This window comes from Frankia sp. R43, assembly GCF_001306465.1.
Taxonomy (GTDB): Bacteria; Actinomycetota; Actinomycetes; order Frankiales; family Frankiaceae; genus Parafrankia; species Parafrankia irregularis.
Map to the genome: position 1 here is coordinate 661,286 of NZ_LFCW01000001.1, position 24,878 is coordinate 686,163.

Genomic DNA, 24,878 nt, shown 5'->3' on the forward strand with positions numbered 1-24,878 from the left:
CGCAGGCGGCAGCGCAACAGCGAGAGAACGGGCGAAATCCAGCCAGCATTCGCACTGCAGGTGCAGAGCAGTCTCTCCACCGAGGGTTTAAGCCGTCGTTCGGACCCACATTTCGTCGGCCTTTTGCCAGGCGGCTCGGTGCGCGACCACGATTTGGGGCGGCGGCTGTCGAGAGGTGATGACCGGGTGCTATGACGTCCGACCGCCGGTGGTCGGTGCCCAGCCGAGGCTCGGGGCCACGGTTGTGGCGATGTCCTCCAGCAGGCGCAGGTTCTCCCGGAGGCCGAACGCGGGCGGCAGGAAGGCGATCAGGTCGTCGGCGAGCGCAACGCTGGGGTCGGCGAGAAGCTGGTCGACGACCTCGTACGGATCACCGTGGTGGACCGGGCTCATGGTGAACCTGGCGGACGAACCCGGCGTGAGCTGCGTGGAAACCGGCGTGCCCACCCCACCGGCCCGGGAAGCCGACGGAGCCAGCAAGGTCGACGAGGTCAGCGAGGTCGGGGTCGGCCGCGCCAGCGGGGTCGGCCGCGCCAGCGGGGTCGACGGGGCGAGCGGGGTCGCCCGAGCCAGCGGGGTCAGTGCGCCTGGCGGGCGGGATGCCGCCGGGCCCTGGGTGCGTCGTTCCTCGTCGTAGGCGGCGTAACGGCGGCGGAGCTCGGGGGATGTGGCCGGCAGAACGGAGCGGGCCACCGCCACCTGCGCCGGGGACGTCGCCGGGTGGACGGAGCGGTAGGCCCTGATCGCGCGGGCGAGCTCGGCACCGTAGTCGTCGATCTGGCCGCTCAGGATGGTGCTGAGCAGCAGCCGCAGCCCCTGGCGTCCGACCCGTTCGGCGGAGGCCACCGAGCCGGCGCCGTACCAGACCCGGTCCGCGAGGCCGGGGCTCGTCGGCCGCACGGTCAGCTCGGTGCCCGCGGCCACCATGCCGGCGAGGTCGCCCACGACTCCGACCTGTTCACCGCGGACGGCGCGCAGGAAGGCGGCGAGCCGGGTCTGGGACTGTTCCCGCCCGTCGTTCGGCTCCTGGCCGAAGACGCTGTCGAAGCCGCCCTGGCCGGTGCCGAGGCCGAGCTGCAGACGTCCGGAGCTGAGCAGGTCGGCGGTCGCGGCGGCCTCGGCGAGCAGGATCGGCTCCTCGTAGCGGACGCCGATGATGGCGGTGCCCAGGCCGATCCGGTCGGTGTGCTGTGCGACCGCGGCGTGGAACACCAGCGGGGAGGCCAGGTAGTTGTCGAAGTGGCGCTGGTAGACCCAGCCGGTGTCGTAGCCGAGCTGTTCGGCGACGCGGAACAGCTCGATGCCGTCGCGCAGGGCCTGCGCGGCGCCGCCGGTGGGGAAGGAGATCCGCGCGTTGAAACCGAGCCGCGCCGATGTCATCAGGTGCTCCTGTCGTTCCGGAGGGTGTGGCGCGACGCCGATTCGCGGTGCTCGTCGCCGTCGCCTTCCGTCCGTTCCTCCCGTGGGCGGGGGACGTGGTCGGCGGCGACGGTGTGGTCGACCCAGACGGCGTGTAGGTCCGCGTAGCGTCCGGGACGTGTGACGAGGTCGGCGTGGCGGCCGTTCTGGACGATTCGGCCGTCGTCGAAGACGAGGATGCGGTCGGCGCGCTCGGCGGTGACCATGCGGTGCGCGATCGAGATGGTGGTGCGGCCGACGGTGAGCGCGTCGAGGGCGTGTTGCACGCGGACGTCGGTGGCCGGGTCGACGCCGCTGGTGGCCTCGTCGAGCACGAGCAGGTCCGGGTCGACCAGCGCGGTGCGGGCGAGCGCGACGAGCTGGCGTTCGCCGGCTGACAGCCGCGCGCCGCGCACCCCGACGCGGGTGTCGATGCCGTCGGGCAGGGTCTCGATCCAGGGGCGCAGGCCGAGCGAGTCGACGATCTCGTCCAGTGCTTCCCGAGCCTCGGGGGCCCGGGTGTCACCGTGGACTCCGGCGAGGATGTTGTCGGCGATCGTGGCGTCGAACAGGAACGGGTCCTGCGGGACTATGGCGATCCGGCGTTGGAACGACCGGTCGCCGACCTGGGCGATCGGGATGCCGCCGAGCAGGACGCGCCCGCGCCGCGCCGAGAGCTGGCGGGTCAGCAGCCGGGCGAACGTGCTCTTGCCGGATCCGGTCTCGCCGACGACGGCGACGTGCTCCCCAGGGTCGATGCCGATGGTGACGTCGCGCAGCGCGAGCAAGCCGTCTCCGGCGGCGACATCGCCGACGTTGGCGGCGGAGTCCCCGCCAGCCGAGCCCCCGCCGGCGGCGAGGCCGGCGTTGGCAGTGACGCCGACGTTGGCGTCCCCGTAGGAAGCGGCGACGCCGTGCAGGTCGACGGCGATCGGGCCGGGTGGGAGCTCGCGGGCGCCCGGCCCGGCGACCACCGCGGACGGGGTGGCCAGCACCTCGATCGCCCGCCGCCAGCCGGCGACCGCGCTCTGCACCTCGCCGAGCATCGTCACCAGCAGCTGAAGCGGGCGGACGAAGAAGGTCACCAGCAGCAACAACGCGACCAGCTCACCGGCGGACAGCTCCAGCCCCGGCTCCCACCAGGTGTTGTCCACGGACCACCGGACACCGGCGATGACGATGAAGGTGGTGATGAACGAGATCGCCACCTCGCCGAGCGCGGTGTTGGTGTGCAGCGGGACCAGGGTGTGGCGCTGGGCGGCCGCGACCTGTTCGATCGACTCGTCGGCGGCGGCGCGGCTGCGCCGCTCGGTGCCGGTGGAGCGGATGACGGCGATGCCGATGATGGCTTCGCCGATGACGGACTGCATCGCCGACACCCGCTCCCGCACGACGCTGAAACGACGTCCGACGACTGCCTGGATGCGTCGCATGACGACGAGCAGCAGCGCGGCCGCGGCGAGCACCGGCAGTGCGAGCTGCCAGGAGTAGATCGAGATGAGAACCGCGGCGATCACCATCTGGGCGGCGTTGACCAGCAGCAGGACGCCGCCGTTCTGGACGAAGGTGGTCACCGTGTCGAGATCGCTGGTCAGCCGGCTGACCAGGTCGGCGCTGGGGATCCGGGCGAACCGCTCGTAGGAGATCTCGTGGATGCGGGCGACGCCGTCCGCGCGCAGCTGGGCGAGCGCGGCCTCGGTGCGCCGGAAGACGCGCCGGTTGAGCCATCCGGATGCCGCCGCCGCCAGCACCGTGGCTCCCGCGCCGACGCCGACGGCGCGCAGGACGACGTCCGCGGTGCCGGGGTGCGGGTGGAGCAGGCCGTGGTCGAGGGCGTACTGGACGGTGAGCGGCGTGACGATGCGCCCGGCCCCGGCGACGAAGGCGAGCAGCAGGGTGAGCGCCAGGCCGCTGGTCAGCATCGGGGTGGTGGTGCGCAGCAGGTGGATGAGTGTCCGTCCCCGGGCCCCGGCGAGATCGGCCAGCCGGGCGGGGGCGGGGCCCGAGGCCGGGTTGGTGCTACTCATGGCCCGAGCCCTGGTCGTCGCCGAACCCGTGGTCGGGGCGGCGGCCGTGGTCGGTGCGGCGGCCGTGGTCGGGGCGGCGGCCGTACTCGGGATGCCGGCCGTGCTCGGCGTAGGCGTGCAGGATGCGCCGGTACTCGGGCTCGGTGGCCAGCAGCTCGGGGTGGGTGCCCACGGCGGCGAGCCGGCCGGCGCGCAGGAACGCGACCCGGTCGGCGACCAGGACGGAGCTGGGGCGCCCGCCGACGATGAGCACCGTCACCCGTCCGCGCAGCTCGGCGATCGCGGCGAGGACGTCGCGTTCGACGGCCGGGTCGAGCGCGGATGTGGCGTCGTCGAGCAGCAGCACGCCCGGATCGCGGACCAGCGCGCGGGCCAGGCACAGCCGCTGGCGCTGGCCGCCGGACAGCCGGGCACCCCGCTCCCCGACCCGGGTGTCGAGGCCGGCGGGCAACGCGCGGACCACGTTCGCGGCGCCGGCGGAGGCGAGTGCCCGCCACAGCTCGGCGTCGGTGTACGGGCGGTGCTCGCGGGGATGCCCGTCGAGCTGCAGGTTCTCCCGCACGCTGCCGGCGAACAGCCACGGGCTCTGGGAGACCACAGCCAGCCGCGCGGCGATCTGCCCACGGCCGAGCTCGGCGGCCGGGACACCCCCGATCTCGACCACACCCTCGGACGGATCGAGCTGGCGGCCGAGCAGGTCGACGAGGGTGCTCTTGCCCGAGCCGGTCGCCCCGACCAGCGCGACGATCTCCCCGGGGGCGATGTCGAGGTCGACGTCCGAGAGCAGCTGGGTCCCGCCGACCGCGTAGCCGGCGCCCCGCGCCCGCAGGCCGATCCCACCCGGCTTCAGGGGGCTGGCCAGGGTTCGGTCGCCGTGCTCGGTGGTTTCGGTGGAGTGGATGACGGCGGCGACCCTGGTCCGCCCGGCGGTCGAGATCGGCAGCATGGACAGGAAACGGCTGATGACGTTGAGCGGGATGGAGATCGTGAGCAGCAGGTAGACGACCTCGACGAGCACGCCGACGCTCAGCTCTCCGGACTCGACCTGGTGCGCGCCGACGGCGAGGACGCCGAGCACGGCCACCGTCGGCAGCAGCTCGATGACCGGGTCGAACACCGAGCTGACCAGGCCCATCGCGAGGTTGGCGTCCCGCAGGCCGTGCGCGGCGGCGCCGACCCGCGCGCGCTCCCGGTCGGCGAGGCCGAGGGTCCGCACGACCTGGCCACCGTCGATGCTCTCCAGCGCGAGCGCGCCGAAGACCCCGCGCTGCGCCTGGGCGGCGGCGGCCCGCGGGGCGAGCACGCGCTGGTAGAGCAGGTTGAGGCCGAGCACGGCCAGTACCAGCGCGACGCCGACGAGGCCGAGGGCGGCGGCGCGCAGGACCATCTCGATGATCGCGACGACGAGCATCACGACCATGCCGACCGTGAAGTAGAAGTTGAGCATCGGCAGCCACAGCGCGTCCACGTCGGCGACCGCGGTCGACAGCAGCTGGCCGGGGGCGTGCCGGCGGTGCCACGACAGACCGAGATGCAGGTAGCGGTCGACGACCGCCCGCCGGACGTCCGCCTGGGAGCCGTGCTGGACGAACCCGGTGGCGATTCCCCGGGCGATGATCGTCATCCAGCGTACGGTGGAGACGCCGACGATCGCCCCGGCCGCGATCCACCAGGCGGCACGCCCGACGTCGTCGCCGGCCAGTGCCGGGACGATCAGGTGGTCGGTGGCCCAGCCGATCGCGATCGCACCGAGGATCATGGTCGTGCCGTTGATGATCCCGGTGACAGCCGCGAGCAGGGCTGGCACCGGGTGGGCGAGGGAGCCGTCCAGCATGGTCCGCAGTCCGGGCCAGACCGTCGCCTCCCCGCCGCGGACGTCCCGAGCAGGGGCGGCGCTGGGACCGGCGGCGCTGGGACCGGCAGCGCTGGAGCCGGCGCCGCGCCGGTCAGGCATGCACGGGCACGCCGGCTCCGGCCGAGAGGGCGGCGCTGCGCTGGCCGGGGATGGCCTCGATCAGCTCCCGGGTGTATTCGCTGCGCGGCGAGCCGAAGACCTCGGCCACGGCGCCCGACTCGGCGACCTTCCCACGATTGAGCACTGTCACAGTGTGCGAGATCTGGGCGACGATGGACAGATCGTGCGAGATGAACAGGTAGCTCAGGCCGAGGCGTTCCTGCAGGTCACGCAGCAGCGCGAGGATCTGCTCCTGCACCGAGACGTCGAGCGCCGAGACGGGCTCGTCGAGCAGCACCACCTCGGGTTCGAGGGCGAGCGAGCGGGCGATCGCGACCCGCTGGCGCTGCCCGCCGGACAGCTCCGCGGGCAGCCGGTCCAGGTATGAGGCGGGCAGCGCGACCTGGTCGAGCAGTTCCACCGCGCGGGCGCGGCGGCTGCGGCGGTCACCGATCCCGAACGACGCCAGCGGCTCGATGATGCTGCGGCCGATGCTGAACCGCGGGTCGAGCGAGGCGAACGGGTTCTGGTGGACGAGCTGGACCTTGCGCCGCAGCGGACGGGTCTGCCGCCAGCCCTGGTCGGTGATGTCCACGCCGTCGAGCAGGACCCGTCCGCCGGTGGCCTTCTCCAGGCCGAGCGCGAGGCGCAACGCCGTGGTCTTGCCAGAACCTGACTCGCCGACCAGCGCATGGGTGCGCCCGCGGGCGACCTGCAGCGACACGTCGTCCAGGGCCAGGAAGGATCCGGACTGGTGGCCTGGCAGCGGGTAACGCTTGGTCAGGTTCTCCAGCCGGATCACCGGGTCGGGCGTGGCGACCTCGTCGGGACGCAGCACCAGGCGGGGCACGATCCGGCCGCCGTGGGCGAGGCCGGGGGCGGCCGCGATGAGCCGCCGGGTGTACTCCTGCTCGGGGTTGACCAGGATCCGTCCCGGGACGCCCTGCTCGACGATCGAGCCATCCTGCAGGACGAGCACCCGGTCGCTGCGGTCGGCGGCGACGGCGAGGTCGTGCGTGATGATCAGCAGCGAGATCCCGGACTCGCGGACCAGCCCCTCGATGTGGTCGAGGATCCTGCGCTGCACGGTGACGTCCAGGGCGCTCGTCGGCTCGTCGGCGATGATCATCTGCGGCCGGCCGGCCAGCGCGATCGCGATGAGCACCCGCTGGCGCAGGCCACCGGACAGCTCGTGCGGATACTGGCGGGCCCGCAGCTCGGGGTCGTCGATGCCCGCCTGCGTGAGGAACTCCAGCACCTCCGCACGGACCTGGTCACCGCTCACCCCGCGCAGCCGGATGCCCTCGGCGACCTGCGCGCCGATCCGGCGGGTGGGGTTGAGGCCGACCATCGGGTCCTGGGGCACCAGGCTGACCACCCGGCCGCGCAGCCCGCGCAGCACCCGCTCCCGCGCCCCGACCACCTCGACCCGCCGGGCACCGTCGCCGTCGCCGCTGTCTCCGCTGTCGCCGTCGCCGCCGCTGTTGCGGCCGAGGTCGAAGGTCACGGTGCCGCCGGTGACGCGGGCGTTGTCGGGCAGCAGACCGATGAGGGTGTTGGCGATCGTTGACTTGCCGGATCCGGACTCGCCGACGAGTGCGACGGTCTCACCGCGGGCGATGGTCAGGCTGACCCCGCGCACGGCGGGCACCGTCCGGCGCCGCCGCACATAGCCGACCTCGAGGTCCGTCACCGTCACCAGCGGACCGGTCGGCGCCGCGGAACCGCCTAGTACGGAGGAACCCGGTTCCGCGGAACCGCCGGCCGGCGCCGCGGAACCGGCCGGCCCGGCCACCGCGGCCGACGCGAGCGCGTCGTGCGTCATCGTTCCCGCTCCTGGATGGTCTTCGAGACGTGGTTGAGGCTCAGCACCGCCGCGGCGACGAAGAGCCCGGGCAGCAGTGACACCCACGGGGCGGTGACCAGGTAGTTGCGGCCGGCGGAGATCAGCGTCCCCCACTCGGCCGCCGGCGGCGTTGCCCCGAAGCCGAGGAAGCTCAGCGAGGCGATGTAGAGGATCGCCACGCCGGTGTCGAGGACGGCGAGCACCCCGACCGGTCCCCACGAGTTGGGCAGCACATGGGTCAGCAGCACCCGCGGCCACGACGCCCCGCCCGCCCGGGACGCCTCCACGAACGGCAGGGTCTTGACCCGCAGCACCTCGGCGCGGGTGGTGCGCGCGAACGCCGGCATGATGCCGACCCCGACGGCGATCGCCACCGGCACGGTGCCGAACCCGAGGGCGGTGACGATGGCCAGGCACAGCAGCAGCACGGGTATCGCGAGCTGGACGTCCACGATCCGCATGAGCAGGGCGTCGAAGAAGCCGCCGGCCAGCCCGGAGAGCACCCCGAGCGCGAGGCCGACGACGATCGCGATGCCCACCGCGATGAGCGCGGCCTTGATCGTCAACTGGGAGCCGTAGAGCATCCGGGTCCACAGGTCACGGCCGAGCTCGTCGGTGCCGAACAGGTGGTTCAGGCTCGGCGAGTCCAGCCGCTCCGCCGGCGCGGTCGCGTACGGGTCGCGGGAGGTGAACAGCCCCGGCGCGAACGCGGAGACCACGACGAACGCGATGAACAGCACGGCGAGCACGAAGCCGGGCTTCACGGCGAGCGTGCGGGTCGTCGCGCGCAGCCCGACCCAGCGGCCGCCCGGCTCCGAGTCGGCGATCACGCGCTCGCTGAGCAGCGTGTCGCCCGCACCCGATGCCGCCCGCCCCGCGGCCGGCTTCGCAACCGCGACCGGAGCTGCGGCGGCGGGAGCTGCGGCGGCGGATACCTCCGTACCGGTCGCCTCCGGAACGACTGACGTGGTCATATCGTGACCTCCTTCCGCTGGCCTTGGACGATGCGCGGGTCGAGCAGCGGGTAGAGCAGGTCGACCACGAGGTTGACGACGACGAAGACCGCGGCTGACAGCGAGACGATCGCGAGCACGACCGGGACGTCCTGGGCGAGCACCGCCTCCTGGGCGAGCTTGCCGACGCCGTTTCGGGAGAACACCGTCTCGACGACGATCGAGCTGGTGACGGTGAGGCCGACGAGCACGCCCAGGACCGTCGTCGCCGGCAGCAGCGCGTTGCGGAACCCGTGATGCCACTGCACGGCGGCGCGGGAGAGCCCCTTCGCCCGGGCCGTGACGATGTAGGGCTGGCGCAGCGTGTCGTCGAAGCTGCGCATCAGCACCGCGGCGAGCTGGGATGACACCAGGATCGAGATGGTGATCGTCGGCATCACCAGCGACTTCCAGCCCCTGATACCCGTGGCGGGCAGCAGGCCGAGCTCGAACGAGAGGAACTGGATCAGCACCAGCGCGATGAAGAACTGCGGGAAGGAGGCCCCGAACGACGGCAGCCGGGTGAGGACCAGCCGGGCCGGCCGCCACCGCACGTAGGAGGCCAGGTAGGCGAGCGCCGTCCCGGCCAGCAGTGCGACGACGGCGGCGGCCAGGCTCAGGGTGAGGGTCGGGGCCAGCCGGTCGCCGATCAGGCTGGCGACCGGCTGCTGCTTGGCGATCGACTCTCCGAGGTCGCCGCGCAGAAAGCCCCACAGGTCGGAGAAGTACTGCTCCAGGATGGGGCGGTCGAGCCCGTACCTGGCCTTCGCCGTGTGCAGTTCCGCGGGGGTGAGGCTGTCGGTCTCGATCCCCGCCGCTCCCAGTTGCAGGGCGACCGGGTCGCTCGGCAGCAGGTAGAGGACCGCGAAGGTCACGGTGTAGGCAGCCCAGAGCACGCCGAGTGCCTGGACGAACCGACCGAGGATGTACCGCGTCATGACTCTCCTCCCCCGCGGCCCGGCTACTGCTGCTTCCAGACGTCGTTGAGCTTCAGGAAGCTCTCGGACGTGAAGGCGAAGCCGTGGACGTCCTTGCTGACGCCGGCGAACTGCACCCGCTCGTACTGCGGGAAGGCGACGCCCTCGTCGATGAGCAGGGCCTGCAGGTCGGCGTAGGCCTGCTTGCGCACCGCGTCGTCGGTGGTCTCACGGGCCTTGGCGAACAGCGCCTGGATCTTCGCCGTGGTCTCCGGGGCCGCCGCGTTGGTCGCCAGCGCCTTCGAGGTGGCGTACTTCGGGTCGAGCAGGAACTGCAGCGCGCCCGGGTCGGCCCGGGTGAAGTAGCTGCTGGCCAGGTCGTAGGCGCCGTTCTTGTACGTCGCGGGGAGCTCGGCTGCGGGCTTCACATCGATCTTCAGCTCGATGCCGACCTTCTTCAGCTGGTCCTGGATCAGCTCGGAGCTGACCGACAGGGAGCTGGTCGGGAACACCACGGTGAGGCGCTTGCCGTCCTTGTAGCGGTAGCCACCCTCGCCCGGCTTCCAGCCGGCCTCCTCCAGCAGCTTGATCGCGCCGTCGGGGTCGTAGGCCAGCTTGCCGGCCTGGGAGGCGTAGAACGGCGTCGTGTTGTCGAAGGCCCCGCCGACGACCGGGTAGTCGTCACCGAAGCTCGTCTTCGCGTACGTCGCGAGGTCGATGCCCTTATAGAGCGCCTGGCGGACCTTGAGGTCCGACAGGACGTGGCCCGCGCTCGCGTTGGGGTAGTACGCGGAGGCCACACCGGGCAGCGACCGTGACTCGATGACGCCACCGGACTTCTTGATCAGCTCGCGGTCCTCGACCGTGATCGGGCTGCGCGGCCAGGAGATGTCGATCGCACCGCTGACCAGGTTGCCGGTGCGGACGCTGTCCTCGGCGACGTAGCTGAACTCGACCCGGTCGAGGTGTGCCTCACCGGTGTTCTTCGACAGCGCCGAGCCCCAGGTGTAGCCGGTGCGCTTCTGCAGCACGGTGAGCTCGTTCGGCTTGTAGCTCTCCAGGGTGAACGCCCCGGAGCCGACGTACTGGCCGAGGCAGCGCTCCTTGGCGGTCTTCCTGTACGAGTCCGGCGAGATGATCGCCAGGTTCGTGGTGGAGCTGGCCTGCAGGAAGGACGAGTTCGGTGCCGAGAAGACGACCTTGACGGTGAGCGGGTCCACCACCTCGGTGTGGTCGAGGCCGAGGATGTAGCTGGACCCGTAGGCGGTGCCGCCGGTCTCCTTGACCACGCCCTGGGCACCGTCGAAGTTCGCCTTGACCGCGGCGGCGTCCAGCTTGGTGCCGTCGCTGAAGGTCACACCGTCACGCAGGTGGAAGGTGTATTCCTTGCCGTCGGTGCTGACCTCCCAGCTCTTGGCCAGCCAGGGCTTGATCTCCCCGGTCTTCGGGTCCTGGTCGGTCAGCGAGTCCGCGACGTTGCGGATCACCGTGCGGTGCTCGATCCAGTAGGTCTGGAACGGGTCGAGGCAGGTGAACTGCGGGTTGTCGGGGAAGAAGGCGACCTTCAGGGTCCCGCCGGCGACCGGTTCGGCCGCCGTGGAGGTTGCGCCGCCCTCGTCGTCCGAGGAGCCGCACGCGGTCAGGCCCAGCGCTGCCGTGACGGCCAGGGCTGTCGCGGCAATGCCGCGCCGGGACATACGTCTCGTCATCGAATTCTTTCTTTCTCGTCTCTCGTGGGAGATGAACTACGAACCCGGGGTGAGTTGAGGAGCTAAAGGCCGAGCAGGCGGCGGCCGGAGGCCAGCAGGGCGGTGTCCTCCTGGGGCGGATGAACCCGCACGCACAGGACGTCCCGCAGCAGGCGTTCGAACGGCAGATGCCGACTCAGCCCCGGATTTCCCAGTACGGCGACAGCGGTGTTGACCGCCGCTATCACCGAACGCGCGATCTGGACCTTCAGCACCGAAAGCTGCGGCAGATGGTCGGTGTCACCGCTCTGCGCCCGCAGCAGCACACCGAACAGCAACGTCTCGGCCTGCGCGATCTGCGCGTCGATCTCGCCGGCCGCCGCCTGGATCCGGTCGGTGGTGGCGATCGGGCGTCCCAGCGCTGTCGGCACCCGCTCCTGCGCGTACCGCACGAACGCGCTGCGCGCCGCCCGGGCGACCCCGATGTACAGGGCCGGATGCCCGAACAGGCCGATCGAGGCCATCGCCGCCGGGTCGCGGTAGACCCCGTCCGGACCGCGCGGGATCTCGACGAAGGCGTCCGCCGGCAGCTCGACGTTCGTGTACTCGACGTCGTGGGTGTTCGACGCCCGCAGGCCCAGGTGGTCCCAGGTGTCGATCCAGGTGATGCCGGGCAGGTCACCCGGGACGACCACGTGGCCGACCCGCGGCCGCTCCGGGTCGCCACCCGGTTCGTCCGCCACCACCCACACCACGTGGTAGGCCAGCGCGGTGCCGCCCGTCGCGTACGCCTTGCGGCCGTTGAGCACCCAGCCGTCCGCCGTGCGCGTCACCGTGGTCTTCGGCAGACCACCACGTGCCGGCGCGCCCAGCTCCGGTTCGGCCCGCACCGAGTTCGCCAGCGCCACGCCCGCCACGCTGCGCCGCAGCAGATCGGCGTAGTAGGCCGGCGGCCAGCTGGCGGCCAGGCCCTGAATCTGATGGGTGCCCAGGTTGTTCGCGGCGATCAGGCCGACCGAGGCGTCGCCCTCGCCCAGCGCGATCAGGATGCGCGCCATGTCGACCTGCCCGACGCCCGGCCCGCCGAACTGGGGCGCCACCGTCGCGGTGAGCAGCCCCGCCCGGTGCGCGGCGGTGAGCCCCGGCAGGGGAATCTCACCGGTGCGGTCGTACGCGCCCGCGGTGGACGCGATCTCGGCGGTGACCGCGGCGAGCGCCTCCGCCGACAGGTCCGGCACCGGCAGGCCCGCAACCGGAAGGCCCGCGCTCGCCGCGCTCGGGGCCGGCTCCCCCACCACCGCCGTCATCGGGAGGCCGCCGAGGTGGCGAGGTCGAAGCCGGGAGCGAGCGCCCCCGGATGGTCGGCCTGCAGGGTGCCGCGTTTCCCGGTCGCGGCCCGGTGGGCCAGCTCCTGGCGGACCAGCGGCACGATGTAACGGCCGTAGTCGATGGCGTCGGCGAGGGTGTCGTAGCCCCGGATCGACACCAGGCTCGCGCCCTGGTCGACGTAGTCCAGGATCGCCGCCGCCACCGTCTCCGGGCTGCCGACCAGCGCCGTCGACGCGCCCGCGCCGCCGGTCGCCGCCGCCGTCCTGGTCCACAGGGCACGGTCGTAGACGTCCGACTGAGCGGCGAACTCCAGGGCCCGCTGCGAACCGACGTTCTGCGGGCCGGTGGCCGTGCCGAGGTACCGCTTGTGGTAGTTCCCGCCCTTGAACGTACGTTCGATCTTCGCCACGTAGTCGTGGGCCTTCTCCCAGGCCAGCTTGTCGGTCTGGGCGATGATCGGCCGGAAGGTCACCCAGATCCGCGGGCGGTCGGCCCGGCCGGCCGCCGCGGCGATACCGTTCACCCGGTCGATCTCGCTGCGCAGGTCGGCGAGCGGCTCACCCCAGAAGCTGAAGATGTCCGCCTTGGCTCCGCCGACTTCGAACGCCGCGTCCGACTGGCCACCGATCGAGATCGGGATCGTCTTCCCGTACGGCGCGAAACCGGGGCCGAAGTCGTCGAACTTGTAGAACTCGCCGGAGTGGCTGAACGGGCTGGTTTCCGTCCAGGCGCGGCGGAGCAGGTCGATGAACTCGCTGGTGCGGTCGTAGCGGCGGTCCTTGGGCAGGTAGTCGCCCTGGCGGGCCTGCTCGGCGTCGCTGCCGCCGGAAATGAGGTGGACGACGGCGCGGCCCTCGGTGAGCTGGTCGAGCGTCGCCAGCTGCTGGGCGGCCACCAGCGGGAAGGCGGTGTTCGGCCGCACCGCGACGATCGGCCGCAGCCGCTCGGTGAGCTGCCCGACCGCCGAGGCGATGACGAACGAGTCGGCGCTGTTCGAGCCGTACGGCAGCAGCGTGTAGTCGTAGCCGGACTCCTCCAGCCAGCGCACGTACCGGCGGAAGTAGGCCAGGTCGATGCCGCGGCTGGGCACCGGGTTGAGCTCCGTCGACGGGTTCAGGTGCGACAGGCTGATGAACTCGACCTGCGGCGACGCGGTGGCGGGCAGCTCAGTCGAAGAAGGCTCGGTCATCGGGCGCTCCCGGTGGTGTCAGCGGATGCCGCGGCGGCGAGCTCGGGCGCGCGGTGGTAGCCGGCGTCGGTGGGGACGATCTCGCCGCGCCGTCCGGTCGCCTCGCGGTGCGCGAGCTCCTGGCGGACGAGCGGAATGATGTGACGGGTGTAGTCGAGCGCGTCGTTGAAGTTGTCGTAGCCGCGGATGGAGATCAGGTCCGCGCCGAGGTCGACGTAGTCCAGGATCGCCGCGGCCACCGTCTCCGGCGTGCCGACCAGGGCCGTCGAGGCGCCGCCCGCGTTCGTGGCGATCGCCGGCGCCGTCCACAAGGCCCGGTCGTGCAGGTCACCGGCGCGGGCCGCGGCCAGCAGCCGCTGCGACCCGACGTTGGGCGGCGGTGCCTTCAGGTCCTGCCGGAGCCCAGGGGTCCGCGCCACGCCGGCGTTGGTCCGCAGCGCGTCCAGGACTCGGGCGGCCTTCTCCCAGGCCAGCTCCTCGGTGGCGGCGATGATCGGCCGGAAGGTCACCCAGATCCGCGGCCGGTCGGTGCGCCCGGCGAGGCGCGCCTGCTCGCCGACCGCGTCGATCTGCTCCTTCGTCTCCCGCAACGGCTCGCCCCACAGGCCGAAGATGTCGCCCAGCGCGCCACCGACCCGGTACGCCTCCGCCGACGAGCCACCGACGGACACGGGAATCGTCCCGTTCGTCGGGCGGACCACCGAGACGAAATCCTCGAACGAGTAGTAGGTGCCAGAGTGGTCGAACGGTGTCGTCGAGCTCCAGGCCTTGCGCAGGATCTCGATGTACTCGGCCTGCCGGAGGTAGCGCTCGCTCTTGCTGAGCCGGTCCCCCTCGCGGGCCTGCTCCTGGTCACTTCCGCCGGCGATGAAGTGCACCACCACCCGGCCGCCGCTGAGCTGGTCGATCGTCGCGAGCTGCTTGGCGGCGACGGTCGGGTACATGGTGTTCGGCCGCAGCGCGATGATCGGCTTGATGTGCTCGGTGAACTGGGTGAGCGCCGCCGCCACCGTGAAGGGGTCGTGGCCCGCCGAGTGGTAAGGAACCAGCGTGTAGTCGAAACCACCCTCGTCGAGCAGCCTGGCGTACCGCTTCAGATAGGACGGGTCCAGCCCGCTCAACCGAAGCTGGTTCAGCTCGTTGGACGGATTGACGTTGATGGCGCTGATGAACTCGACGGTCACGAAATACCTCCGCGAGGCGGGACAGGCGTCCACGCCTGGACTGACTGCCAGAAGCGAGGGCTGAGGGCGCACGGTTGGGGGCGCAGGGCTGAGGGCTGAGGGTTGGGGGCGCGGGCCGGGGGCTGACGGAGAGACGGGCTGGCGAAGAAACGGCCGGAAGGCGGGCACGCCTGAGCGCGCTTGGACGCGGGCAGGCCACCGGCCTGATCTCGGCCGCGAGGCAGCCCGATCGGCTTCCGGGGCACACCGGTCTGCCTGACGCACGCGGCTTTCGCGGCCTGGGCCCGTGCCGGGCCCTCGGCCTCGACCCGTCAGCGGCGAATCGCCGGGTGCACTCCAGCGATGGCGGCGGACGAGCGATGGTGGCGGGCGAGCGATGGTGGCGGGCGAGATAGTGGCGGACGAGGTCGATGCGTTCGGTGTGCGCGGCATCGGCGGCCGGTGCGCCTGGCCGCTCAGCAGGGACGACAGCAGGCCGAGGTGAGAATTCCGAAGTCGACGAACCGCCGCCGGGTCAGCGCCCGCCCGACAACCGCCGGACCTGTCGGACGATGGACGGCAGCACACGCACGACGCGTCCCGCGCGTTCCCCCCTCAGAGCTCCCCACCATGTCCACCAGAATGGTGGGAAATATGTGCGGTGTCGAGATCGGATTCCTGATCACACCGATAAGGAATCGCGATAGATCGTTCCGCGGAGCGCTCGGCGCCCGTCGGCCGTAGCACTCGCCGGCCTCGCCACCCGCGGACCACACTGCCAACCGATCCCACCGCCCGCCGCCCGCCGACACCACCCATCTCCACCCCGCAGCCCCTGGCCGTGCGCCGCAGAGCACACAGCAAGGTCCCGGGCTTCGGGCTGCGACTGCCGGCTGCGACCGCGGGCCGCGACCGCCGCCAGGCAGGAGTTGAGGATCGCGGTCATTCTGGTTTCTGGATCCGGTCACGGATCGGCACCGATCAAGATCGCCAGCCGGTTTGCGGGGAGGTTCGCACTCCATGAACTCGGCCGGACCTCCGGTAGCCCAGCCGCCCGGCAACCCCGGCCGCCCGGTTTGACGAGTCGCAAGAGTGAAGGATTCTGGTCGTTCCGACGACCAGAATCCTTCACTCTTGCGGGCCGCCAGGCGAATCTTTGCCCCTTTGGCCCCTCTTGGGATGAATTGCCGGTGCCGCGTGGCAGTGCGGGATCCTCGGTGGGTGGTCGTGCGACCGCACGTCGCCTCGCTGGACCCGTCGTCACACCTGCGCGAACGGGAAGGCGTGGCGCGATGCGGTGTCGACTCGGCCACACGACGGAGAGGGGCGACGGACGCATGCCCGCCCCCCTCTTCGCAATGGTTAAATCCGGCGGTGGCTCTCCACCGGGCCGTTTATGTCGTCGCCGGCGTCTCAACTACCGAAACGAGTTATCGCCGGCAGTTGATGTTGACGGCCGTCGTGGTGAGCTTGCGAGCGTCGTCGGCAACGCCGATGACATCGACATCGACGATGCTGCGCCATCCGGTCAGACCGGTGGTGATACAGCCGGCGCGCTTGTTCGCTCGCCGGTAGGTGCCGGAGGCGAGCGTGGCGCTGACGGGGCCTCCCACGTTCCGCCACTTTCCGTCGCTGTAGAACTCCTGCAGCTGGATTGTGACGACCGCCCTGGTGGCCTTGCAGCTCCGGTTGACCCACCAGCCGTGCCCGGAGGCCTCACCGGCGGTGACGTGGACCCAGTCACCGCGCGTTTCGAATAGGCAGATAATGGAACGGCCGCCGTCAACAATCGTTGATTCGTTCACGATGTCGGTGCCGCCACCGCCGGTCGGCGCGGGCCCGGGGGCAGCAGCAGCCGCGTTCGCCGCCGTCGGCGATATCCCCAGCAGCACAACCACGGCCGCCGCCACCACGATCGACAGCTTACGGAAAAAGCGTTTCAAGACCTACCTCTTCCCAGACCCGCCCAAAGAACACGGTCGTCGCTTTCGCCGAAAACGAGAACGCAATGCCCATTCTGTGGCGAATTCTCGATGTCGGCATCATTCCGCGAGCGTTCAGCGAGAGTCAAGCAGAAAAATTCAGTGCACGGACTACAAATCAGGTAGGCGAGATGCGCCGCGACAGTTATTTGCGCTGTGCCAGAAAATCCCGCCGAAGGCCAGATGAACGGGCGCGAGCACCGTGGTGAGGCCCGACACCGGGTACCAGCAGGGCAAATGGTCTACGGTCGACACCGTGAACGCGACGGTGACCGGCCTGGGAGCCTGGTGCGACTACGTGCCCGAAAACGATCCCCGGGTCCTCCGCTTCCAGGTCGAGGAGTTCGCGGTCCTTTCCGACGGGCGCCGCCTGACGCTGACCGCGGACCGGGGCTGGAGCAGTTCGCTCGCGGGCAGCCCCACCACTGACGACGCGTGGAGCTATCTGACCCTCGCCGAGGTCACGGAGACGGTGCTCGTCGTGGTCGGGCCGGACGAGGGCGACGAGGCAGCCGGCGCGCACCCCTGGGTGCTGTTCGCGCAGCGACTACGTGCCCAGGATGTGGACACCACCCCGGAGGCCCTTCGGGACCTTCCGTACGAGGTCGTCCTCAGCGAGCGTCTGCAGTCGAAACTCTCGGGCGCCTAGCCGGAAGCCGGTCGGCGGTCCGAACATATCCGGAGGATATGTTCGCGCGGTGCACGGAATGCGAGCGAGCGGAAGAAGCGGGCATCCCGGATCCCCCGGTGGAAGGTTCGTCGGTGACCTGCCCGCTACATTTCGACTCTGACCTCGACGAAGGACCGGCGAACGTTGTTCTCGTCTCCGTACTTGGAGTTGGCGGTGCTGATCACGACGTCGGACCGTGGGTCCCGAGACCGGTCGAACGCACGCAAGCGTAGCCGCACGTTGCCATCCCAGTCGAAGCCCTCGATCCGGCGCCGCAGCCGTACCGGGATCTCGTGGTGCCCGATGTCGTGGAGCAGCTGCTGGTCGCTGACGAACAAGCCACCTGCTGCGGCGACGTACCCGACGACCCGGTGACGATCGGGAACCGGTCCACCATCGGTCGGGAAGCGGACCTCCATGTCCAGCTGCCAGTACTCCTCAAGGGTCAGCGCCTCCTCGCTCGACCAGAGCTGGTCAAACGCCTCGTTGACGTATAATCCGAGCCCACCGAGAGTACTCGTCTCATAATGGCGGACGTTGCTGCCGTCGCGGCTGTCCGAGTCTCCGAAGAACGAGCAGACTACTTTTCTTCCAGCGAGGTAGAGCCGTGCCGGTGGCAGCGCGCTGAAGATTTTGATCTCCAGGTGGTTCGCGGTCCTCCTGGAGAGCGTGTCGACCCACGCCTTGAACGCAAGCAACACCTCGTGAATAGTTTCCGAAGCGTCGCCATTCCGCATATCAGAGGTCCGTTGCTGTGCCGCGCTGCTGGCGGGATCCAGGATCAGGATCTGAACCGGTACACCCGAGGCCATGGCCTGTTGGAGGACCGCCAGGTAGCGCCCGCGGTACGGCGGTTCCATTCCGTAGGGCCAGGCGCCCATGATCCGGATCCTGCCGATGGCGCCAGCGGCGGCGTCGAGGAAGAGCTCGTGCGGGAAGGTTCTGTGGACGACGACTTCAGGTGTCTGCGACCTGTCAATCAATGGTTCCAGGATCGACGCCGTCGCGACCGCACCGAAGATGGTTGCGCCCAGGTTCATCAGAAGGTCCCCACGGAACGTCTCAGCGCTCTGGGCCGCGAGCAGGAAGATGACGAGGCTGGCCGCGGTGAGAAAGCAAATGGTAGCAGCGTACCTAATCCTGCGGCGCAAGATCGAAGAGAAATATCGTCGCAGCGTTCTCATGGATCTCCGGTCGACTTTCGTGAGCGTCATCGCGGCGAGGCGGGGAGCGAAGGTCACCCATGAAGGCATGGTCGCATAGGAAGCACAGCCCTTGTCGGGAAACGAATGATCGGCTCTGTACCGACCATGGCCGGTGCGGCGCATGTAGTCCGTACCGGCCGCGCCGATACTCGGTGCATTCGGCGCCACATCGACCTCGGGCCTCCGCGGCACACGCAGTCGTGTCCACCCCGCCGACTTGGGTCGATCCGATGACCAGGAATGGTCTACTGGCCGAGCAGTCGGCGGCCCGCCGCCAGCAGCGCGGTGTCTTCCTGCGGCGGGTGGACCCGCACGCACAGGACGTCCCTCAGTAGACGCTCGAACGGGAGATGCCTGGTCAGGCCCGGGTTGCCCAGCACTGCGACCGCGGTTTCGACCGCGGCGATCGCCGACCGCGCGATCTGGACCTTCACCAACGGCAGCTGCGGCAGGTGGGCCGTCTCGCCGGCCTCGGCCCGCAGCTGCACCCCGAACAGGAGCGTCTCGGCCTGCGCGATCTGCGCGTCGATCTCCCCGGCCGCCGCCTGGATCCGCTCAGTCGTCGCGATCGGACGCCCGAGCGCGGCCGGCACCCGCTCCCGCGCGAACCGCGTGAACGCACTGCGGGCGGCCCGCGCCACCCCGACGTAGATCGCCGAATAGGCGAAGTTCGCCAGGGTGGTCATCGTCGACGGATCCCGGTACACACCGTCGGGCCCGCGCGGGATCTCGATGAACGCGTCGGCCGGCAGCCGGACGTCGACGTACTCCACATCGTGGGTGTTCGACGCCCGCAGGCCCAGATGGTCCCAGCTGTCACTCCAGCTGATGCCGGGCAGCTCCGCCGGGACGATCACCTGGCCGACCCGGGGCCGCCGCGGGTCACCGCCGGGTTCGTCCGCCACCACCCACACCACGTGGTACGACAGCGCCGCGCCGCCGGTGGCGTACGTCTTGCGGCCGTTGAGCACCCAGCCACCGTCGGGGTGGCGGCTCGCCGTGGTCCTCGGCAGCCCACCGCGGGACGGTGACCCCAGCTCCGGCTCCGACCGGACGGCATTGGCCAACGCCGGCCCCTGGACGCTGCGCCGCAACAGGTCGGCGTAGTAGTCCACCGGCCAGCTGTCGGCCGTCGCCTGCCGCTGATGGACGATGAGGTTGTTGGCCACGAGCAGCCCGACGGAGGCATCCCCCTCCCCGAGCGCGACCAGGATGCGCACGGTCTCCAACGCCCCGAGACCCGGACCGCCGTAGCGGGCGGCAACGGTCGCCGTCAGCAGCCCGGCCTGATGCGCCGCCTCCAACCCGCGCACCGGAATCGCCCCCGTGCGGTCATACTCCGCCGCGTAACCGGCGATCTGGGCCGTCACGGCCGCCAACGCCTCCGGCGAGAGGTCGGGCACGACCAGGTCAGGCACCCCTACATCATCGCGCCCTGAGGCCAGAGGGCGGGGATGCGTTCCAGGACTCCGCCGGCGAAGGTCCGGTACAGATCAAGCGTCTCCAGATGGACGTAGCCGATGTGGCAGTCGCAGACGTCCAGAGGGCACGGCCGGGGCCGCAGCGCCGGGCGGAACGAGCCGTCGTACAGATTCCCCAGCACGGCCGGGACGAAGTGGCAGCGCCGGACCGTGCCGGTGCCGTCCACGGACACGACGGTCTCGCCGGTGCGACAGGGCAGGCCACGGCTGGGGTGTGGGGTGCGGCTGTAGGCGAACAGCGGGTCGATCTGAGCCCAGTCGGCGGCCTCGCTGTCGGTGTAGGTGTGGCCGCTGGCCGCGTTCACCCACAGGTACATGTGCCGGGGCAGATCGGCGCGCAGGCGGCGGGCGGCGTCCAGATGCTCGGGCTGGCCCACGATGCCAGCGCTGAAACGCACCCCGCGGGCGGCCAGGTCGACGCAGCGGCCGAGGAATCGTTCGTAGGGCACCTGGCTCGGGTGGTACGTGGCCCACAGCGCGAGCCGGGACGGATCAGCTTCGCTCGCCCAGTCGACGCGGTGGCTGAGGTTGGTCTGGATCGCGACGCGCTCGACGTGCGGGAGGTGGCTGAGCTCCACCAGCGCCCGCCGATACCAGGAGCGGGTGAGGCCTTCGCCCCACGGTGTGAACAGCACCGAGACGCCGTGCTTCTGCTCCCGGACCCAGCCGGTGAAACGCTCCAGCGCCGCCCGGTCCGCCCGCAGCTGCGCCGGGGTGTCGCGGCGCTTCGCGAACGGGCAGTAGGAGCAGTCGTAGTCGCAGCTGGCGAGCGGTCCGCGGTAGAGGATGGTCAGCTGCATCAGCGTGGGGTGTAGCTGGCCATCAGGGTCTTGACCCGGGGTGAGAAGAGCGCCGGGCCCAGGGCGTCGGAGTGGGCGAGGCCGTCGGGGGTCAGTCGGAGGCTGGTCGGGGTCTGCTCCAACCAGCCGCGGTCGGCGAAGGCGGTGAGGTCGAAGTCCGCGGTCACGTCGGTGTGGAAACGCTCCCGGTAGGCGACGCGGTCCAGGCCCTCGGCCTGCAGCAACGACTGGATCAGATGGCGCCGACGGCGCTCGTCGCCGGTGAGGGTGAAACCGACCCGGGCAGTGGTGAAGTCCGTCTCGTGCAGGTAGTCGTCCAGGATCGCGCGCACCTGCCGGGTGCCCACCGCGTATTCGAACGAGTAGTGCAGATCCGAGGTGTAGGAGCGGGCTCCGCAGCCCAGGCCGACCATACCGTCGGTCTGGCAGCAGTACGCCAGCCCAGACGCGCTGTGCGGGGCGGGCTGTTCGTCGGTCGGGCGGCGGAACATCCGCATGGAGACCTGCTCGTAGCCGTGGGCCAGCAGGTGGTCTCGGCCGAGGCGGTACAGCCGGATGCGCAGGTCGTCCCAGTCGGTCTCGCGCCGGGCCAGGCCGGTCAGGGGACGGATGTACAGCGGGTACAGGTAGAGCTCCTCCGGGCGCCAGCCCAGTGCCGCGTCCAGGGAATGCAGCCAGGTGGCCGCGGTCTGGCCGTCGATGCCGTAGATGAGGTCGATGTTCAGCGTGGGGAAGCCGGCTCGGCGGATGCGTTCCAGGGCCGCCTCGACCTCGGCCCGCCGCTGGGGTCTCCCGGCCGCGCGGGCCTCGGCGTCCAGGAAGCTCTGCACGCCGATCGAGATGCGGGTGGTGCCACGTTCACGCAGGACGGTGAGACGGTCGGCGGTCGCGGTGGCCGGCGAGGTCTCCACCCCGAACGGGACGCTGCCCAGCGGTGCGAGGCGGGCGCTGATGTCGCAGAGCCGTTCCAGCTCGGGGGCGGCCAGGTAGGTGGGTGTGCCGCCACCGAAGGCGACGGTGGCGAACGCGGCGTCGCCCAGTGCGCCCGTGACCGCCGCGGCCTGGCGTTCGAGCGCGTCCAGGTAGGCACCCGTGAACTCCTCGGACGCCCCCGTGCGGGTGAACAGGTTGCAGAAGCCACAGCGCATCTCGCACAGCGGGACGTGCAGGTAGAGGAACAGCGCGGACCGGTCCTGCGCGGCCCACACGTCCCGCAGCGGGGGGCGGGGCGACAGCGGGCGGTAGGCCGTCTTGTGCGGGTACGCGTAGACGTACTGCTGGTATGGACCGATCATGCCAGCACGAACTCCCCGTATGGGACGGTCCAGACGACCTCGTGGCCGAGGCGGTGGCCGTGATGGCCGTCCTCGCCGTACGCGGTCCCGTGGTCCGAGCAGACGATCACGAAGCAGGGGCGGCGCATCAGCGCGAACAGGCGGCCGAGCTGCCGGTCGACGTGGCACAGCGCCGCGGCGTGGGAGTCACGCGAGTCGCCCTGGTCGCGGGTGGCACCGGCCAGGTAGAACCAGTTGGGCTGGTGCAGCGCGGCCACGTTGAGCAGCAGGAACAGCCGCCGGTCGGGAGGAAGGCTCCGCATCACCTCGCCGACCCGGTCGATCTGGTGGGCCAGCGAGTCGGGGTCGGTCACGCCGAACCGGGGCTCCCAGTGGCTTTCGGTGAACAGGCCCGGCAGCACCGAGCCGAGCGGGCTGAGCTTGTTGAAGAAGCCCACACCGCCCACGCAGACAGTGTGATAGCCGATCTTCGCCAGGCCGGCCGGGAGGGCCGGGGCATCGAACACCCAGGTGCCGGGTGCGGTGGTCTCACTGCCGGGGAACCGCGCGGCGAACAGGCGTGGGTGTGGGTGTGGGCCGGGCCGCGCCGGTGTCGGCAGGAAGCCGGCGAGCATGGCGGCGTGTGCCGCGTAGGTGAAGCTGCCCGGGGTGTGGCGGCGTTCCCAGCGGCCGCCGGGCAGCAGGCCGCGGAGGGTGGGTGTCCGCCCGGCGGCGGCGAGTTCGGCCGCGACGTCGTAGCGCAGGGTGTCGAGCGTGACCAGCAGCAGATCGTGGGTGCCGACGGCCTCTTTCATGTCACGCATGCCGCCGTCGCCCCCGGCTGCTCATGCCGCCACCGCGTGTGCCGCCAGGGCCGCATGTACCTGAGCCGCGTAGGTGCCCAGGCCTTCGGCCCAGGTGCCCGGCAGCCCGGTGATGCCGGGCAGCAGATCGCCGAACGCGTTGACCTCACCGACCGCGACCCGCCGCCAGCCGATCTGCACAAGCAGGTCGACACCGACCATGAGGCTGCCGGGAAAGCACGCGGCGGCCCGCGCACACACGTCGAGCGCGCGCTCCCAACCGGTGGAGCCGAGGGCGTCGCGCACCGCGCTCACCGATCCCCGCGCCCCGCCGAGGTGCAGGTTGGTCATCGGGGAGCGGCTTGTCCGCACGACCACATGAGTCGGCTCGCCGGCGATCACCACCACCCGCAGGTCGAGGACACGCCCGCCGAGCGCGGCCTTGGGCAGCCACCGCTCCACGTGCAGCCCGTCCGGCGCCAGCTCGTCGATCAGCTGGGCCACCTCAGGCTCGGTCTCGTAGGCCCGGACCCGCAGCGCGTTGACGAGGCCGGTGCCGATGCGCGCGGCGGAGGTGACGGCTCTGACCCGCCCGCCGCGCGCGGCCCGCAGCGCCACGACGCCGGATGCGGACGAGCCGTGCGCCGGTTTGACGAACGCCTGGCTCATGCCCGCCTGCGCCATCCGCGCCCGCAGGTCGGCATAGTCCTGGACGGGTGGCAGTGCCTCGGGGACGGGCACGCCCGCCGACCGCAGCCGGGCGTGGCAGCGCCTCTTGTCGCACATCACGGCGATCTCGTCGACGTCGCCGAGCGGCCGGGCGCCCGAAGCCGTGGCCGCGGCGGCGACGCGCCCCAGCCCCGCGGTGAAGGACGCGTACCACCGCGCGCCCCCGCCCACCCGGGTCGGATCACCGGGCCCACGCAGCAGTCTGTCCACCTCGGGGTCATCTCCCGGTGAGTCGATCCGCAGCAGCGAGCCGGGCACGATCCGCGGCTCGCCGCCGTGCAGCACCTGTGCCCAGCCGACGACCCGGGGTGCGGCCAGGCCCGCCGAGCGGCACGCGGCCGTGAACAGTTCGGTGCGCCGGTCGCCCGGGGCCCCCACCACGGTGAACATCATTCGGAGACCGCGGTGTAGAACCAGTCGTCCTCCGCCTCCTCCTGCTGACCGAGGTCGATCTCGACGCCGGGCAGCGCGGCGCCGACACGGTTCATCGCGGCGTCGGTCAGGAAGTGATGGCGCAGGTCGAGCCGCTCGAGATGGGTGAGCGGCTGGCCGGACAGCAACGACTCGGCTCCCCGGTCGGTGAGGGTGCCCAGGGCCAGGCTGAGCGACGTCAGCCGCGCGACGATCGGCGCGCCCGCGACAGCCGCGGCGACCTCGTCCGCGATCTGGGCGTTCTCCAGCCCCAGATGCCGCAGGGCGGGCAGCCGCTCGCCGCCCAGGATCCCGGCGAGGTCGGCCACGGTCGCGTCACCGCCGTAGTTGTCGGTACCCAGCCACAGATCGAGACGTTCCAGGGCGGGCAGGTCACTCCCGCCGACGGCCCGCACCACCGAGGCGGGCAGCCCGCCCGTCTCGAAGCGCAGCGTCCTCAGCGTGCCGCTGCGGACGGGGCTCAGCGCCAGCCCGTCGCTCCCGCGGACCCCCAGGTACTCCAGCGCGGGAAAGGCGCCGAACAGGCGGGTGACATCGGACTGCTCGATCCAGGAGATCTCCGCCTCCTCCAGCACGATGTCGCCCAGGAACAGCGCGCGCAGCGCGGGCAACCGGTCGGCCGCACCCACCAGCAGGTCCACCGGGTCGACGGTGTTCTTCGTGTCGTAGGACGCACCCCAGTAGCCGATGACCAGATGGGTCACCTCCGCGGGCGGGACCTCCGCCAGGAACTTCCCGAAGACGTCGCCGAAGCCGGGGCCCTCGAACCAGGTTCTGACCCGCCAGGCGACGTCACCGGTCGAGGCTCGCGTGCCCGGGTCGCCTGACCCGAAGTACCGATCCGACGACTCGCCTTCGTGCTCGTGCCGAAAATCGACCACCGGCCTGCCGGCGAGCTCGGTGAGATGCTCGTTGATGGTCATCTGGCCCCCTTCGCGGTGACTGTCGGGAACCGTCCTATCAGCTGCCACCGACTTGATCGGGCCGCCGGCCGCCCCG

The 24,878-nt window shown here is 71.1% G+C and carries 19 protein-coding genes; 1 reads left to right on the forward strand and 18 read right to left on the reverse strand.

What is annotated here, in order from left to right; genetic code table 11:
- Nucleotides 1-189: 189 nt before the first annotated feature.
- The 11 genes from ACG83_RS02285 to ACG83_RS02335 form a co-directional block, all read right to left on the reverse strand.
- Nucleotides 190-1,380: an LLM class flavin-dependent oxidoreductase gene (locus ACG83_RS02285; RefSeq protein WP_054564486.1), complete on the reverse strand. Its 1,191-nt coding sequence runs from the start codon at nt 1,378-1,380 to the stop codon at nt 190-192.
- Nucleotides 1,380-3,425 (reverse strand): ABC transporter ATP-binding protein, encoded by a 2,046-nt coding sequence (locus tag ACG83_RS02290; protein WP_054564487.1) that lies wholly within the window; start codon nt 3,423-3,425, stop codon nt 1,380-1,382. Before ACG83_RS02290 ends, ACG83_RS02285 begins: the two co-directional genes overlap by 1 nt.
- On the reverse strand, nt 3,418-5,379 hold the full coding sequence (locus ACG83_RS02295) for an ABC transporter ATP-binding protein (protein ID WP_369812844.1): 1,962 nt from the start codon (nt 5,377-5,379) through the stop codon (nt 3,418-3,420). The genes ACG83_RS02290 and ACG83_RS02295 overlap by 8 nt, the downstream gene beginning before the upstream one ends.
- Nucleotides 5,372-7,204, reverse strand: coding sequence for an ABC transporter ATP-binding protein (locus tag ACG83_RS02300; protein ID WP_235497530.1), 1,833 nt, complete (start codon nt 7,202-7,204; stop codon nt 5,372-5,374). The genes ACG83_RS02295 and ACG83_RS02300 overlap by 8 nt, the downstream gene beginning before the upstream one ends.
- Nucleotides 7,201-8,199: an ABC transporter permease gene (locus tag ACG83_RS02305; protein ID WP_054564488.1), complete on the reverse strand. Its 999-nt coding sequence runs from the start codon at nt 8,197-8,199 to the stop codon at nt 7,201-7,203. The genes ACG83_RS02300 and ACG83_RS02305 overlap by 4 nt, the downstream gene beginning before the upstream one ends.
- The gene (locus tag ACG83_RS02310; RefSeq protein WP_054564489.1) at nt 8,196-9,155 is read right to left on the reverse strand and encodes an ABC transporter permease; all 960 of its coding nucleotides are present in this window, start codon (nt 9,153-9,155) and stop codon (nt 8,196-8,198) included. The genes ACG83_RS02305 and ACG83_RS02310 overlap by 4 nt, the downstream gene beginning before the upstream one ends.
- A 23-nt stretch (nt 9,156-9,178) precedes the next feature.
- A complete protein-coding gene (locus ACG83_RS02315; protein WP_235497532.1) occupies nt 9,179-10,843 on the reverse strand; it encodes an ABC transporter substrate-binding protein in 1,665 nt (554 codons plus the stop codon).
- A gap of 62 nt (nt 10,844-10,905) precedes the next feature.
- Complete coding sequence (locus ACG83_RS02320) at nt 10,906-12,129, reverse strand: acyl-CoA dehydrogenase family protein (protein ID WP_083472979.1); 1,224 nt, start codon at nt 12,127-12,129, stop codon at nt 10,906-10,908.
- Nucleotides 12,126-13,340 (reverse strand): LLM class flavin-dependent oxidoreductase, encoded by a 1,215-nt coding sequence (locus ACG83_RS02325; protein ID WP_054564491.1) that lies wholly within the window; start codon nt 13,338-13,340, stop codon nt 12,126-12,128. The genes ACG83_RS02320 and ACG83_RS02325 overlap by 4 nt, the downstream gene beginning before the upstream one ends.
- A complete protein-coding gene (locus ACG83_RS02330) occupies nt 13,337-14,524 on the reverse strand; it encodes an LLM class flavin-dependent oxidoreductase (protein ID WP_054564492.1) in 1,188 nt (395 codons plus the stop codon). The genes ACG83_RS02325 and ACG83_RS02330 overlap by 4 nt, the downstream gene beginning before the upstream one ends.
- Before the next feature lie 1,409 nt (nt 14,525-15,933).
- Complete coding sequence (locus tag ACG83_RS02335; protein WP_131831190.1) at nt 15,934-16,416, reverse strand: hypothetical protein; 483 nt, start codon at nt 16,414-16,416, stop codon at nt 15,934-15,936.
- A gap of 325 nt (nt 16,417-16,741) precedes the next feature.
- On the opposite strand from ACG83_RS02335, the gene ACG83_RS02340 reads away from it, so the two are divergent.
- A complete protein-coding gene (locus ACG83_RS02340; protein WP_152991237.1) occupies nt 16,742-17,134 on the forward strand; it encodes a hypothetical protein in 393 nt (130 codons plus the stop codon).
- Nucleotides 17,135-17,259: 125 nt separating this feature from the next.
- Here the strand turns inward: ACG83_RS02340 and ACG83_RS02345 are convergent, their stop codons facing one another.
- The 7 genes from ACG83_RS02345 to ACG83_RS02375 form a co-directional block, all read right to left on the reverse strand.
- A complete protein-coding gene (locus tag ACG83_RS02345) occupies nt 17,260-18,528 on the reverse strand; it encodes a hypothetical protein (protein WP_152991238.1) in 1,269 nt (422 codons plus the stop codon).
- A gap of 77 nt (nt 18,529-18,605) precedes the next feature.
- Nucleotides 18,606-19,778: an acyl-CoA dehydrogenase family protein gene (locus ACG83_RS02350; RefSeq protein ID WP_235497534.1), complete on the reverse strand. Its 1,173-nt coding sequence runs from the start codon at nt 19,776-19,778 to the stop codon at nt 18,606-18,608.
- 2 nt (nt 19,779-19,780) lie between these two features.
- Complete coding sequence (locus ACG83_RS02355) at nt 19,781-20,641, reverse strand: STM4011 family radical SAM protein (RefSeq protein ID WP_054564497.1); 861 nt, start codon at nt 20,639-20,641, stop codon at nt 19,781-19,783.
- Nucleotides 20,641-21,936 carry an STM4012 family radical SAM protein gene (locus ACG83_RS02360; protein WP_054564498.1) on the reverse strand — a complete coding sequence of 432 codons (1,296 nt, stop codon included), beginning with the start codon at nt 21,934-21,936 and terminating at the stop codon, nt 20,641-20,643. The genes ACG83_RS02355 and ACG83_RS02360 overlap by 1 nt, the downstream gene beginning before the upstream one ends.
- The gene (locus ACG83_RS02365) at nt 21,933-22,739 is read right to left on the reverse strand and encodes an STM4013/SEN3800 family hydrolase (protein ID WP_054564499.1); all 807 of its coding nucleotides are present in this window, start codon (nt 22,737-22,739) and stop codon (nt 21,933-21,935) included. The genes ACG83_RS02360 and ACG83_RS02365 overlap by 4 nt, the downstream gene beginning before the upstream one ends.
- Nucleotides 22,740-22,760: 21 nt before the next feature.
- The gene (locus tag ACG83_RS02370) at nt 22,761-23,840 is read right to left on the reverse strand and encodes an STM4014 family protein (RefSeq protein WP_054564500.1); all 1,080 of its coding nucleotides are present in this window, start codon (nt 23,838-23,840) and stop codon (nt 22,761-22,763) included.
- Nucleotides 23,837-24,802 (reverse strand): STM4015 family protein, encoded by a 966-nt coding sequence (locus ACG83_RS02375; protein ID WP_054564501.1) that lies wholly within the window; start codon nt 24,800-24,802, stop codon nt 23,837-23,839. The genes ACG83_RS02370 and ACG83_RS02375 overlap by 4 nt, the downstream gene beginning before the upstream one ends.
- Nucleotides 24,803-24,878: the final 76 nt, after the last annotated feature.

Coding starts and splice junctions, on each gene's coding strand:
- ACG83_RS02285 (WP_054564486.1), bottom strand. CDS start 1,380: ATGACATCGGCGCGGCTCGGTTTCAACGCGCGGATCTCCTTCCCCACC.
- ACG83_RS02290 (WP_054564487.1), bottom strand. CDS start 3,425: ATGAGTAGCACCAACCCGGCCTCGGGCCCCGCCCCCGCCCGGCTGGCC.
- ACG83_RS02295 (WP_369812844.1), bottom strand. CDS start 5,379: ATGCCTGACCGGCGCGGCGCCGGCTCCAGCGCTGCCGGTCCCAGCGCC.
- ACG83_RS02300 (WP_235497530.1), bottom strand. CDS start 7,204: ATGACGCACGACGCGCTCGCGTCGGCCGCGGTGGCCGGGCCGGCCGGT.
- ACG83_RS02305 (WP_054564488.1), bottom strand. CDS start 8,199: ATGACCACGTCAGTCGTTCCGGAGGCGACCGGTACGGAGGTATCCGCC.
- ACG83_RS02310 (WP_054564489.1), bottom strand. CDS start 9,155: ATGACGCGGTACATCCTCGGTCGGTTCGTCCAGGCACTCGGCGTGCTC.
- ACG83_RS02315 (WP_235497532.1), bottom strand. CDS start 10,843: ATGACGAGACGTATGTCCCGGCGCGGCATTGCCGCGACAGCCCTGGCC.
- ACG83_RS02320 (WP_083472979.1), bottom strand. CDS start 12,129: ATGACGGCGGTGGTGGGGGAGCCGGCCCCGAGCGCGGCGAGCGCGGGC.
- ACG83_RS02325 (WP_054564491.1), bottom strand. CDS start 13,340: ATGACCGAGCCTTCTTCGACTGAGCTGCCCGCCACCGCGTCGCCGCAG.
- ACG83_RS02355 (WP_054564497.1), bottom strand. CDS start 20,641: ATGCAGCTGACCATCCTCTACCGCGGACCGCTCGCCAGCTGCGACTAC.
- ACG83_RS02360 (WP_054564498.1), bottom strand. CDS start 21,936: ATGATCGGTCCATACCAGCAGTACGTCTACGCGTACCCGCACAAGACG.
- ACG83_RS02365 (WP_054564499.1), bottom strand. CDS start 22,739: ATGCGTGACATGAAAGAGGCCGTCGGCACCCACGATCTGCTGCTGGTC.
- ACG83_RS02370 (WP_054564500.1), bottom strand. CDS start 23,840: ATGATGTTCACCGTGGTGGGGGCCCCGGGCGACCGGCGCACCGAACTG.
- ACG83_RS02375 (WP_054564501.1), bottom strand. CDS start 24,802: ATGACCATCAACGAGCATCTCACCGAGCTCGCCGGCAGGCCGGTGGTC.